The organism is Streptomyces sp. NPDC058683, assembly GCF_042716195.1.
GTDB lineage: Bacteria > Actinomycetota > Actinomycetes > Streptomycetales > Streptomycetaceae > Streptomyces.
Genome location: NZ_JBHXSK010000024.1, coordinates 82,242 through 94,511 on the forward strand (window position 1 = coordinate 82,242; position 12,270 = coordinate 94,511).

The 12,270-nt window shown below is 71.5% G+C and carries 10 protein-coding genes; 5 read left to right on the forward strand and 5 right to left on the reverse strand.

The window, feature by feature from the left end; genetic code table 11:
• The first annotated feature begins 181 nt into the window (after positions 1–181).
• From ACFWXC_RS26355 to ACFWXC_RS26365, 3 genes are all read left to right on the forward strand, one after another.
• Complete coding sequence (locus ACFWXC_RS26355) at positions 182–2,278, forward strand: HelD family protein (protein ID WP_384482529.1); 2,097 nt, start codon at positions 182–184, stop codon at positions 2,276–2,278.
• A gap of 115 nt (positions 2,279–2,393) precedes the next feature.
• Positions 2,394–2,825: a hypothetical protein gene (locus tag ACFWXC_RS26360; RefSeq protein WP_384482531.1), complete on the forward strand. Its 432-nt coding sequence runs from the start codon at positions 2,394–2,396 to the stop codon at positions 2,823–2,825.
• Positions 2,822–6,694 (forward strand): hypothetical protein, encoded by a 3,873-nt coding sequence (locus ACFWXC_RS26365; RefSeq protein ID WP_384482533.1) that lies wholly within the window; start codon positions 2,822–2,824, stop codon positions 6,692–6,694. Before ACFWXC_RS26360 ends, ACFWXC_RS26365 begins: the two co-directional genes overlap by 4 nt.
• Before the next feature lie 199 nt (positions 6,695–6,893).
• Here ACFWXC_RS26365 and ACFWXC_RS26370 read toward each other — a convergent pair whose 3' ends face one another.
• The 4 genes from ACFWXC_RS26370 to ACFWXC_RS26385 form a co-directional block, all read right to left on the reverse strand.
• Entirely contained in the window at positions 6,894–7,952 is a 1,059-nt protein-coding gene (locus ACFWXC_RS26370; protein ID WP_384482535.1) for a threonine aldolase family protein, read from the reverse strand.
• A gap of 17 nt (positions 7,953–7,969) precedes the next feature.
• Positions 7,970–8,515 (reverse strand): XRE family transcriptional regulator, encoded by a 546-nt coding sequence (locus ACFWXC_RS26375; protein WP_365799658.1) that lies wholly within the window; start codon positions 8,513–8,515, stop codon positions 7,970–7,972.
• 144 nt (positions 8,516–8,659) lie between these two features.
• A complete protein-coding gene (locus tag ACFWXC_RS26380) occupies positions 8,660–9,352 on the reverse strand; it encodes a copper homeostasis protein CutC (protein ID WP_384482537.1) in 693 nt (230 codons plus the stop codon).
• Positions 9,353–9,514: 162 nt separating this feature from the next.
• A complete protein-coding gene (locus ACFWXC_RS26385) occupies positions 9,515–10,186 on the reverse strand; it encodes a maleylpyruvate isomerase family mycothiol-dependent enzyme (protein ID WP_384482539.1) in 672 nt (223 codons plus the stop codon).
• A gap of 47 nt (positions 10,187–10,233) precedes the next feature.
• Between ACFWXC_RS26385 and ACFWXC_RS26390 the strand changes: the two genes are divergently transcribed.
• Together ACFWXC_RS26390 and ACFWXC_RS26395 are read left to right on the forward strand one after the other, a co-directional pair.
• Positions 10,234–10,899 carry a hypothetical protein gene (locus tag ACFWXC_RS26390; protein ID WP_384482541.1) on the forward strand — a complete coding sequence of 222 codons (666 nt, stop codon included), beginning with the start codon at positions 10,234–10,236 and terminating at the stop codon, positions 10,897–10,899.
• A gap of 10 nt (positions 10,900–10,909) precedes the next feature.
• A complete protein-coding gene (locus ACFWXC_RS26395; RefSeq protein ID WP_384482542.1) occupies positions 10,910–11,983 on the forward strand; it encodes a GNAT family N-acetyltransferase in 1,074 nt (357 codons plus the stop codon).
• A gap of 6 nt (positions 11,984–11,989) precedes the next feature.
• Here the strand turns inward: ACFWXC_RS26395 and ACFWXC_RS26400 are convergent, their stop codons facing one another.
• Complete coding sequence (locus ACFWXC_RS26400; RefSeq protein WP_384482544.1) at positions 11,990–12,259, reverse strand: DUF4031 domain-containing protein; 270 nt, start codon at positions 12,257–12,259, stop codon at positions 11,990–11,992.
• Positions 12,260–12,270 lie beyond the last annotated feature (11 nt).

Here is a 12,270-nt window from a genome sequence, read left to right on the forward strand (position 1 = left end):
GCATCCGGGGGAAATCCATTGGCCTCCCCCGCCCCCGCCTCACTAGAATCTCCGCTCTTGCCCGCCTCCTTCCCCGGAGTGCCGCCGCCCGGACGGAAACCGGTCGGCTGATCGCCACCTGTGCGCCACTCACCACCTGAGCGCCACCCACTCGCAGGCCTTCGGAGGCACCCCCTTGTCCATGCCCGCCCACGACCCCCTCACGGACTCGCCCGCCGGCCGCGGAGCCGATCCACGCACCGAACCCGCCACCGACCCCCTCTCCCGCGAGCGCGCCCACCTCGCCGGCTCCCGGTCCGCTCTGCGGGCCATGCGGAAGGACGTCGAGTCGCTGGACATCAGTGACGTCACCGCGAACTGGGTCAACGCCGAGGTGCTCGCCCGCCAGATCGAGGAACGCATCAAGGCGCTGGCCGACCTCAGCGACACCCCGCTGTTCTTCGGCCGCCTCGACTACCTGCACGCCCCCGGCGCCGACCAGGCCGAGGGCGCGTACGGCGAGCGCTTCTACATCGGGCGCCGGCACGTCCACGACCACGACGGCGACCCGATGGTCATCGACTGGCGGGCACCGGTCTCGCAGCCGTTCTACCGCGCGTCCAAGAAGGACCCGATGGACGTCGCACTGCGCCGCCGCTTCGGGTACACCCGGGGCGACATCACGGCGTACGAGGACGAGCACCTGTCCGACCCGGCCGAGGCCGCCCGGACCAGCAAGCTGCTCCAGCAGGAGATCGAGCGTCCGCGCGTCGGCCCGATGCGCGACATCGTCGCGACCATCCAGCCCGAGCAGGACGAGATCGTCCGCAGCGGACTGGGCGGCACGGTGTGCGTGCAGGGCGGCCCGGGGACCGGCAAGACCGCCGTCGGCCTGCACCGGGTCGCGTATCTCCTGTACGCCCACCGCGAGCGGCTGGCCCGCACCGGCACCCTGGTCATCGGCCCGAACCGCTCCTTCCTCCACTACATCGAGCAGGTGCTCCCGGCGCTGGGCGAGCTGACGGTGCAGCAGGCGACGGTGGACGACCTGGTGGCGAACGGCGTCGAGGTGCGCGGCACCGACACCGCGCCCGCCGCCGTCATCAAGGGCGACGCCCGGATGGCGGAGGTGCTGCGCAGGGCCGTCCAGGCGCACGTCACGATGCCCACCGAACCGGTCATGGTGGTCCGCGGCTCCCGGCGCTGGCGTGTCCCGGCGCACGAACTGGAGGTCATCGTCAGGGAGTTGCTGGACCGCGGCATCCGGTACGGCGCGGCGCGCGAGGCCCTGCCGCAGCGCATCGCACACGCCGTGCTGGTCCAGATGGAGCGCTCGGGCGAGGCCCCCGACGACCGCGTGCAGGACTCGGTGGCCCGCAACGCGGCGGTGAAGGCGGCCGTCAAGCAGGTGTGGCCGCCGGTCGACCCGGCGAAACTCGTGCTGCGCCTGCTCACGGACGCGGACTTCCTCGCCTCGCACGCGGAGGGGATCCTCAGCGACGACGAGCAGAAGACGATCGTCTGGGCGAAGCCGGTGCGCAGCGTCAAGGCGGCCAAGTGGTCGCCCGCGGACGCCGTGCTGATCGACGAGACGACGGATCTCGTCCAGCGGACGCACTCCCTCGGCCATGTGGTCCTGGACGAGGCGCAGGACCTGTCGCCCATGCAGTACCGCGCGGTCGGCCGCCGCTGCACCACCGGCTCGGCCACCGTCCTCGGCGACCTGGCGCAGGGCACCACGCCCTGGGCGACCCGGAGTTGGGACGAGGCCCTGTCCCACCTCGGCAAGTCGGACGGCGTGATCGAGGAACTGACGGCCGGTTTCCGCGTCCCGACGGACGTCATCACCTACGCCTCCCGGCTCCTCCCGCACATCGCGCCGGGCCTCACCCCGGTGGCGTCGGTCCGTGAGAACCCGGGATTCTTCGAGGTCCGCACGATCGAGAACACTGCCGAAGTCGTCATTGCGTGCCAGGAGTTGCTGCGCAACGAAGGGTCGACGGGCCTGATCGCGGCGGACGCGCGCGTCCCCGCGCTGGCCGAGGCGCTCACCGCAGCCGGGATCGGCTTCCTGAACCCGGGAGAGGAGACCACGGCCGAGACCCGTCTCACCCTCGTCCCGGCATCACTCGCCAAAGGCCTTGAGTACGACTACGTGGTCCTCGACGAGCCCCAGGCCGTGGTCGACGGCGAACCCGACGAACGCACCGGCCTGCGGCGGCTGTACGTGGCGCTGACCCGAGCGGTGTCCGGCCTGATCGTCACCCACTCGGCCGCGCTGCCGCCGCAACTGACCTGATCCTGTCTTTCACGGTTCAACCAAAACGCCCTGGCCGCCACCGCGTTGATGCGACACCGCACCCCAAAGTGGGTACCTTATTCCTATATAGGGGAATTTTACGGGGTTGGTGGCGATGGATCCGATCGTAGCGTCGGCGGCCACGGCCTTGGTGGGCGCGATGGTCACCGACGCCTGGCAGGACGTGCACACGGCCCTCGTCAGCTGGTGGCGCCGCATCTGTCCACAGCAGGCCGACAGCGTGGACGCGGAACTGCAGCAGTCCCGGGACCGAGCAGTGGCAGCCCGCCGGGAACGGGACACGGACGCGGAGTCGGAGCTGGTCGCGGCCTGGGAGGACCGGCTGGCCGAGCTGCTGGGGGAGAACCGCGAGCTGGCGGACGAGCTGCGCCGGCTGATGGAGCGGGACATCGCCCCGCAGGTGCACCGCGAACACGTGCACCAGGACACCGGCAACCGCGCCGGGACCCAGGAGGTCCACGCCGAGGCGTCCGGAAACGCCCGGGTCTTCATCGCCGGGCGTGACCAGCACATCCACGAGCCATGACTCCCGCCGGCGGACCCCCCGCACGCGGCTTCGGCGGACCCCCTGTCCGCAGCGAGGAGATGCGGCGCGGTGAGCAGATCCGCCTGCAGGCGCACGCCTCGGACCGGGCCAGGATCTACCAGGCCCACCGGGACCTGTACGTCTCCGAGCGGGATCTGCATGTGCACTACGAGGACGGGGTGCGCGAAGCGCACCGGGTGCTCACCGGCTCGGTCTCCGACGAGTGCCCGTATCCCGGCCTGACCGCGTTCGGGACCGACCAGGCGCAGTGGTTCTTCGGCCGGGACGAGCTGGTGGCCAAGCTGCTGGTCCGGCTGGACACCTGCCTGGCGGTGGGCGGTGCACTGGTGGTCGTCGCCCCGTCCGGTGCCGGGAAGTCCTCGCTGCTGAGGGCGGGGGTCCTGGCCGGGCTGGCACGGGGAGCGCTGCCGGGTTCGACACGTTGGCCGCAGGTGTGGCTGACCCCGACGCCAAATCCCATGGAGGCTCTCGGCACCCATCTGTGGGAGGTCATGGGCAGCGGTTCGGACGGTTCTCCTGCCCTGCGGCCGGACCGACTGCGCCGAGCACTCGCGCAGGGCCCCGGGGAGCGCCGGCTGGTCCTGGTCGTCGACCAGCTGGAGGAACTGTTCACGCTGTGCCCCGACAAGCAGGAGCGGCGGGACTTCCTCGACGCGGTCCTGGGCATCGCGGAAGCCGGTCCGGGCAGCGAGCCCCCACCCGGCCTGGTCGTCTTCGGTCTGCGCTCGGACTTCTACTCCAAGTGCGCGGCCCACCCTGGCCTCCGGAACGCGGTGGAGCGCAACCAGGTGATGGTGGGGCCGCTGTCCCGGACCGGCGTACGGGAGGCGATCCTGTATCCCGCCCGCGCGGTCGGGCTGGACGTCGAACCCGGACTGGTGCCGGTACTGCTGCGCGACCTGGGCGCGACAGAAGACGGAACAGAAGACGGAGCGGACGACACCGGTGCCTACGAGATCGGTCGGCTGCCCCTGCTCGCCCACGCCCTGCGGGCCACCTGGATGCGCCGCGCGGGCCATGTCCTCACCGTCGACGGCTACGAGGCGACCGGCGGTATCGCGAACAGCGTGACCGCGGAGGCGGACAGTTGGTTCGACCGGCTGGATCCCGCTGCCCGGCAGACCGCGCAGTCCGTGTTCCTGCGCCTGATCAAGTTCGGCGGCAGCGGAACCAAGGACACGCGGCGTCCGGTGCCGTACGACGAACTCGTGAACCACTGCACACGCCCCGGGGAGGCGGCCCAGGTCATAGAGAAGTTCACCAAGGGCCGGCTGCTGACCCGGGAGCAGGACACGGTCACCATCACCCACGAGGTGCTGCTGCGGGCCTGGCCGCGGCTACGGGAGTGGATCAGGGAGCACCGCGTCCACTACATGGCCCGGCAGCGATTGGAGGACGCGGCGGTCGCGTGGCAGGAGGCCGGACAGGATCCGGGAATGCTGTATCGGGGTGGCCGGCTGGAGGAGGCCCGGGGCTTGGCGGGGGCCGACGGTGAGGACGCCGACGGGGGTGCGGGCGGGCTCGGTCCGGTCGCGTCCGGGTTCCTGGCCGCTTCGGTACGACATCGGGACCGCTCCCGCCGGATCCGGCAGGGGGTTGTCGCCTGCCTGAGCGTGCTGGCCGTGCTGGTGGCGGTGACGGGCGCCATCGCGCTCCTGCAGAGCAACACGGCGGAGCGCGAACGCAGGACCAAGATCCTGAGTGAGGTCGGGGCCAACGCGGACCAAGTACGCACGAGGGACGCCTCGCTCGCCGCCCAGCTGGACCTGGTGGCACACCGCATGAAGCCGACCGAGTCGACCGAGAGCGACCTTCTCAGCGACCAGAACGTGCCCCTTTCCACGATGCTGACCGGCCATGAGGGCGACGTGGACGCCGTGGAGTTCAGCCCGGACGGGCGCCTGCTGGCCAGCGGAGACGCCAAAGGCGTGATCCGGCTGTGGAACACCGCCCGCAGGGGCCACCCAGCCGCACTGGGCGATCCGCTGCATGACTTCAAGAAGAGCGTATGGGGACTGGTCTTCAACCCCGACGGACGCTTCCTCGCCGCAGCCGGCGAGGACGGTGCCATCCGTCTGTGGGACATACGGGAGCCCCTCCACCCCACCACCATCGGTGACCCGGTCAAGGTCGGCGGCGGTGAGCTGTACACACTCGCCATGAGCCCCGACGGACACTCCCTGGCGACAGGGGGTGAGGACGGTCGTGTCCACCTGTGGGACGTCACCGAACCCCGAACCCCGAAGCGCCTCGCAAAGCCGCTCACCGGTGCCGTCGGCGAGGTGTACGGGGTCGCCTTGAGCCGGGACGGCAAGCTGCTGGCGTGCGGCGGGAGCGATGGGACGATACGCCTGTGGCGCGTTACGGACCCGCGGCATCCGGCGGCCGTCGGCAAGGTTCCAGCTCCCATCACCGAAGCCGGAACCCGGGGCAGCGTCCAGTCAGTCGCCTTCAGTCCGAACAGCCGGACGCTGGCCGCCGCCGGTACCGACGGGACAGCCCATCTGTGGGACGTCACGAACCCCGCAAAGCCCTCCCCGCTGGACTCTCCGACCACCGAGGACATCGTCAACGCGGTGGCGTTCTCCCCCCGGGGAAACCTCATGGCCTTCGGCAGCGATGACACCACCGTCTGGCTTAAGAACGTGACGTCCCCGAAGGACCAGCGGAGTCTCACGCCAGCCACGAAGGGCCATACCGGACGTGTGATAGCACTGGCCTTCGACCCCACCGGCACCACGCTGGCCACCGCCGGCACCGACCGCACCGTCCGGCTGTGGACGATCCCGCGCACGATCCTCACCGGACACACGGATGCCGTAGAGGCACTGACCATGAGCCGTGACGGGCATCTGCTGGCCTCGGGTGCGGATGACGGCACCGTACGTCTCTGGGATGTCAGCGACCCGGCCCATCCCCGCCTGGTCAGCGCATCGATCCGAGGCGCCAAGCCCAGCTACGGCACCGTCGCCTTCAGGCCCGGCGGTAGGGAACTGGCCGTCTCGACCGGACCTGAGGTGCAGCTGTGGGACGTCACCGAACCGGCCAAACCCAGGCTCCTGGGCGACGCACCGCGCGCCCGAGGAGACTTCCAAAGCGTCGCGTTCGCTCCCGACGGGAATACGTTGGCGGGCGGCAACCAAAACGGAACGATCGTCCTGTGGAACGTCTCCGATCCATCACGCCCGAAACCTCTCGGCCGGCCGCTGGACATGGGCGGCGCCAAACAGGTCACCCAGGTGGCCATCAGCCCGGACCGACGCACACTCGTCGCCGCGACGGACTACGGCGACCTCCGCCTCTGGGACATCACCGACCCCACACGCCCCCACGTCCTGGCCAAACACCTGACAGCCAGCCAAGAAGCAGTCAACTCAGTTGCCTTCAGCCCGGACAGCCGCACACTCGCGACCTCCGGCGATGACACCGAGATCCGCTTGTGGGACCTCGCCGACCCCGCTCGCCCCCAGCAACTGGGTAACCCCCTGACGGGTCACGCGGGCCCCGTTTCGGACCTGACCTTCAGTCAGGACGGTCACAGACTGTTCAGCAGTGGCAGTTCCGACCTCACGGTCCGGCTGTGGGACATCCCCCGGGACCGGGCGGACGCGCGGCCCCACGGAGAGCCGGTGACCGGCATCTTCGACTACGTGAACACGATCGCGCTCTCCCGCGACGACAGCCGCCTCTTCATCGGCAACGGTGACTCCACCGTACGCATCATGCCCCTGACCGCCCCGGCAGCTATCGACTACATCTGCCGTTCCACCGGAAACCTGCTGACCCCCGAGCTATGGCACAGGTACGTCCCCGATCAGGCCTACGACCCCCCTTGCGCCCACCCTTGACCCACCTCATCCCTCACCCGGGCCGTCTCCGGCCTGATCGTGACGCACACGACCCCGCTCCCGACCCAGCTGACCTGACGCAGACGGTCGCGACACGAGGTGGGCGACCCGGTGGAGCGGCATCGTCCGGCAGGCGTGACGCGAGGGCGTAGAGGGCCGGTTCGGCGTGCTCGGCCTGGTCCTCGACGCCCTCGTGGGTTCAGGCGCTGTGGCGGTGGACCGCGTCGAGGAGCTGGTCGATGTCGTCGGTCTGGTGGGAGAAGGCGGTGACGAAGCGGACGATGCCCGGCTCCCAGCGGTCGTGGTAGAAGGCGTAGCCCTCGGCGAGGAGACCGTCGGTGACGTGCTGGGGCAGGCGGCAGAAGAGGATGTTGGCCTGCGGGGCGGCCAGCAGGCCGACGCCGGGGATGGCCTTGAGGCCGGCACCGAGACGGGTGGCCATGGCGTTGGCCCGGCGGGCGTTGTCCAGCCACAGGCCGTCGGTGAGGTAGGCGTCGAGCTGGGCCGTCTGGAAGCGCATCTTGGAGGTGAGCTGACCGCCGCGCTTGGCCCGGAAGGCCAGCTCCGTGGCGAGGGCGGGGTCGAAGCAGACGATGGCGTCGGCGGTCATCGCGCCGTTCTTGGTGGCGCCGAAGGACAGCACGTCGACCCCCGCCTTCCAGGTCATCTCGGCGGGGGTGGCGTCGAGGTGGACCAGGGCGTTGGCGAAGCGGGTGCCGTCCATGTGAACGCGCAGTCCCCCGTCCTTGGCGATCGAGGAGAGCCGGCGGATCTCCTCGACGGTGTGGACGCTGCCGCTCTCGGTGGCCTGGCTGATGCTCACCACGGACGGCTGCACGGTGTGGACGTCGCCGGCGCGGCGGCGCACCGCGGCCTGGAGCGCCTCGGGGTCGATCTTGCTGTCGAGGCCGGGGAGTCCGACGAGCTTGGCGCCGCCGGTGAAGAACTCGGGTGCCCCGCATTCGTCGTGGTGGATGTGGCTGTCCTGGTGGGCGAGGACGCTGCCCCACGGCGGGGTGAGGGCGGCCAGGGCGAGGCCGTTGGCGGCGGATCCGGTGGAGACGGGGAAGACGTCGACGTCCCGTTCGAAGATCTCGGCGAGCCTGCCGCGGGCGCGCTCGGTGAAGGGGTCGTTGCCGTACGGCAGGACCTGACCCGCGGCGGCTTCGGCGACGGCGGCGGCTATGCGGGGGGAGGCGCCGGCCATGTTGTCGCTGATGAAGGACAGGCCGGACGGGGTGGTGGTGACGGTGCTCATGAGGGGTGTTCCCGTTCTCAGGCGCTGATGGGGGAGGCGAAGACGACGGTGATGTCCACCGCCTCGGCGCCGGTGCGGTAGAAGTGCGGGGCATCGCCGGCGAAGGCGAGCATGTCGCCGGGGCCGAGGTCGTGCGGGGCGTCGACCGGTCCGGCGGTGACGTGACCGGTGGCGACGATCAGGTGCTCGATCGTCCCGGTGGCGTGCGGGACACCGGCCAGTTCGGTCTCGGGCCGGATGCGCAGCCGCCAGATCTCCAGGCTGTTGCCGCTGCTGATGCGGCGCAGCAGCTCGCGGGTGACCTCGCCGGGTTCGGCTTCCGTGCCCGCCCGGTAGACCGGGCCGGTGTCGGCGTCACGTGCGAGCAGGTCCGCGATCGGGATGCGCAGCGCGATCGCGATGGCGTCCAGGGTGTCGATGGTCGGGTTGCCCCGGCCGGCCTCCAGCTGGGACAGGGTGGCCTTGCTCAGTCCGGCGCGGCGGGCCATCTCGGCCGCGCTCATGCCGCGCTGCTGACGGCGCAGGCGGATCTTCGCGCCGACCGCGGCCGCGGTGCTGCTCACCGGCTGCCGCCCCGTCCCGGACTGCGGGCCCATCAACGGCCCCAGAAGTCGTTTGAGTGAACCATGCGTTCAATATAACAGGCCATGCCGATAAGAAAAACCCCGCGTTCACTAAAATGAACGCGGGGAACCTCCCGAAGGCGCCTACCCTTCGTCCAGCACCCGCCGCCACTCCCGTACGGCCGGCGTCGAGACCGGCCGGTCCCAGCCGCCCGGCCGCGCCGCGCCGCCGATGTGGAACGCGTCGATCCCCGCCGCCCGCAGCGCCGGCACATGGTCGAGCCGCAGACCTCCTCCCACCAGAAGCGTCTGCCCGTACCCCGGCTCGCCGCGGCGCCGCGCCTCGGCCAGCAGGGTGGGCAGCCCCTCGTCCACGCCCGTCGCCGCGCCCGCGGTGAGGTAGGTGTCGAGGCCCGGAAGGTCGGCGAGTTGCTTGCGCAGCGCGTCGCGGTCGGCGGCGCGGTCGATGGCCCGGTGGAAGGTCCAGCGGCAGCCCGCCAGCTCGGCCGCCACACGCTCCACGGCCGCCAGGTCCACGTCCCCGTGCGCGCCGAGGAACCCGAGCACGAACTGGTCGGCCCCCGCCGCCCGCAGCTGCGCGGCCACCCCGACCAGGCGGTCGACGTCCCCCGCCGCGAACCCGTCCGCCGGCCGCAGCATCACGCGCAGGTCGATGTCGACGGCGGCCCGGATCGCGGTGAACGTCCGGGGCGACGGGGTCAGCCCGTCGGCCGCCATGTCGGTGACCAGTTCGAGGCGGTCCGCGCCTCCGGCCTGGGCGGCGACCGCGTCCTCGGCGTCGAGGGCGATCACCTCCAGGACTGCACGCGTGCTCATAGGGCCCCTTCCGTGGTGTTCCCCGTGTACCCCTGGCGCGGCCGGCCGATCCGCAGGGCTGACCGGCCGACCGCAGGAGGTCTAGTCCAATCCAAGGGTACGTGGGGTCCGTATACGGCCGCGAGACCACCCCCGGCCGCTCACCCGAACAGATTCAGCCCCTCACCCGTACAGATTCAGCTCCTCCACGGCCGCCCCCGTCAGCTCGTACGCCGCCCCGTCGACCGCCCGTCCCGTGTACAGCCGTACGAGCGTCGCCGAGTCGCCGATGAAACGGGCCGGTGTCCGCGTCCCGCTCCTCGCTCCCAGGTGCAGCGGCTCGTCCACGTCGTCCAGGTCGGCCTGCAACCGCAGCCGCCCCCGCTCCCGGGTGACCCGGGCCAGCAGCGAGAGCGCGTACGGCCGGCCCGCGCCGGTGTAGGCCCCGGGCTCGCCGAGCGAGTCACGGACGTCACCGGCGTGCACCCACTCTCCAAAAGCAATCCCGTCCCAGGCCCCGTCGGCCCGCCCCGCGATCACCTCCCCGGCCTCGGTCATCCCGCGCTCCAGTTCGTCCAGGACCCGGGCGTTCGTCCAGTCGGCGCGGTCGGCGATGTCCCGGTCGTTCGACTCGGGCGAGAACACCCCCTTCTCGAAGCGGCCCTCCACCACCCGGAGCAGCGCGGCCGAACAGTGTGCGAGCACATCGCGCACCGTCCACCCCGGACACGCGGCGGCCGGCAGCGCGAAGTCCGCGTCCGGCCGGGCGCGCAGGAGCGGAAGCAGCACGTCACGCTCGACGGCGAGCAGACGTCCGGGCAGCGTGGGATCACGTACGTCGTCGGCAGCAGTCATGCCGTCCACGCTAGGGGCATGTCAGTGGCGCGCGGGAGAATGGGCGCATGGCCGATCTCCAGGAACTGCGCGTCCGCTGGCGGCGCGCCGTGCGGATGGCGCGGGACGAAGACACCTGCCACCCCGACACCGACCCGTACGCCGACGAGCTGTTGCGCCGCTGGCAGGAGCCCCGGCGCCGGTACCACACCCTGGCCCACCTCACGGCGGTCCTCGACCACGTCGACGTACTGGCGGAGTACGCGGACGACCCCGATCTGGTGCGGCTCGCCGCCTGGTTCCACGACGCGGTGTATCTGCCGGAGCGGTCGACGAACGAGGAGCGCTCGGCCCGTCTCGCCGAACGCGCCCTCCCCGAGGCCGGGGTCTCCGAGGCCGGGACCGCCGAGGTCGCCCGCCTGGTCCGGCTCACCGTCACCCACGACCCGGCCCCCGGCGACCGCAACGGCGAGGTCCTGTGCGACGCCGACCTGGCGATCCTCGCCGCCCCGCCCGCCGCGTACGCCGCCTACACCGCCGAGGTACGCGAGGAGTACCACTTCGTCCCGAACGACGCCTTCCGCGACGGCCGTTCCGCGATCCTCCGCCAACTGCTCGACCTGCCACGGCTCTTCAGAACCCCGCACGGCCGGGCGGCATGGGAGCCGACCGCGCGCTACAACCTCGCCGCCGAGCTGGAAATGCTGTCGACCGCGGAGGATCCGGCGTCCTAGGGTGCGCCTCATGCGCGAAATGGGCGGGGATCAGATAGAAGAGGCCGTCGCGGGCTGTATCGCGGCGCTGCGGCCGACGGTGGCACGGGACTGGACGGAGGTGAAGGCGGGAGACCTGGACTGGAACTGCCACGAGACGGCGGTCCATGTCGCCGACGATCTCGTCGCGTACGCCGCCAACCTGGCCGGGCGCGCCCGGGACGCGTACGTGCCCTTCGAGCTGAAGCTCGACGACGGCACCGACAACTCCGGTCTGCTGCACGTGATCGAGACGACCGGCGCCCTGCTCGCCGCCACCGTCCGGACCACCCCGCGCGCGGTCCGCGCCTTCCACCCGTTCCCCTTCCGCAGCGCGGACCGTGTCGGCTCCGCCGCGATGGGCATCGCCGAAGTACTGCTCCACACGCACGACATGGCGAAGGGGCTGGAAGTCCCCTACCGGCCCTCCGACGCACTGGCCGAGTCCGTCCTGGCGCTGCTCTTCCCGCACGTCCAGCCCGGTCCGACGCCCTGGGAGACCCTGCTGTGGGCCACCGGCCGCGGCGAGCTGCCCGGCCGCGCCCCGGTCACCGAGTGGCACTGGTACAACAACCTCGTCGTCCCCGCCGACCGCCTCGACCTCGTCGGCATCCGCCCCGCCGAGGCCCGCGACCTGAGCCTCGGCGGCGACGGCGGCTTCCAGTGGACCGAGGACGGCCCCTACGAGGGCACCCGGGAGGCCGCCGGCTTCCTGCTGAAGGCGTACGAAGGGGGCGTGCACCGGCCGGAGTTCGGCGTCTTCGCCCTGGTCCGCCGGGAGGACGGCCGCGCGATCGGCGGCATGGGCTTCCACTCCGCGCCGGACGAGGAGGGCCGGGTGGAGATCGGCTACGACCTGACCGAGTCCGCCCGCGGCCACGGCTACGCGACAGAGGCGCTGCGCACCCTGGCCGACTGGGCCCTGTCCCGCGCCGACGTCCGCTCCCTGTTCGCCACCATCGAGCCCGTCAACCTCCCCTCCCAGGCGGTCGTCGGCCGCGCCGGCTTCACGAAGGTGAGCGAGGACGGGGAGGGGCTGGCCTTCGAACTGCGGGCGGCGCGGTAGGAGCCGTCACCGGGGCATGTCGCCCTTGCGTCTGCGCAGCCCCGCCCCGTGCAGCAGCCGTACCACCTCGCGGCTGCTGACCTCCACCGCGCCCGCCCGGACCGCGTCGGTGTAGCGGTGGGACGGGATGTCGTAGTGGTCGCGTTCGAAGCCGCGGCGGGGGACGCCCAACGCCTCGGCGAAGACGTGCAGTTCGGCGTAGGAGGCGTCGCTGACCAGGTGGGACCACATGCGGCCGTGGCCCGGCCAGTCCGGCGGGTCGATGTACACCGTCATGAGAGCACCTT

Excerpts from the sequence above, each read along its gene's own strand:
- ACFWXC_RS26355 (WP_384482529.1), top strand. The coding sequence starts at position 182 with ATGCCCGCCCACGACCCCCTCACGGACTCGCCCGCCGGCCGCGGAGCC.
- ACFWXC_RS26360 (WP_384482531.1), top strand. The coding sequence starts at position 2,394 with ATGGATCCGATCGTAGCGTCGGCGGCCACGGCCTTGGTGGGCGCGATG.
- ACFWXC_RS26365 (WP_384482533.1), top strand. The coding sequence starts at position 2,822 with ATGACTCCCGCCGGCGGACCCCCCGCACGCGGCTTCGGCGGACCCCCT.
- ACFWXC_RS26370 (WP_384482535.1), bottom strand. The coding sequence starts at position 7,952 with ATGAGCACCGTCACCACCACCCCGTCCGGCCTGTCCTTCATCAGCGAC.
- ACFWXC_RS26380 (WP_384482537.1), bottom strand. The coding sequence starts at position 9,352 with ATGAGCACGCGTGCAGTCCTGGAGGTGATCGCCCTCGACGCCGAGGAC.
- ACFWXC_RS26385 (WP_384482539.1), bottom strand. The coding sequence starts at position 10,186 with ATGACTGCTGCCGACGACGTACGTGATCCCACGCTGCCCGGACGTCTG.
- ACFWXC_RS26390 (WP_384482541.1), top strand. The coding sequence starts at position 10,234 with ATGGCCGATCTCCAGGAACTGCGCGTCCGCTGGCGGCGCGCCGTGCGG.
- ACFWXC_RS26395 (WP_384482542.1), top strand. The coding sequence starts at position 10,910 with ATGCGCGAAATGGGCGGGGATCAGATAGAAGAGGCCGTCGCGGGCTGT.
- ACFWXC_RS26400 (WP_384482544.1), bottom strand. The coding sequence starts at position 12,259 with ATGACGGTGTACATCGACCCGCCGGACTGGCCGGGCCACGGCCGCATG.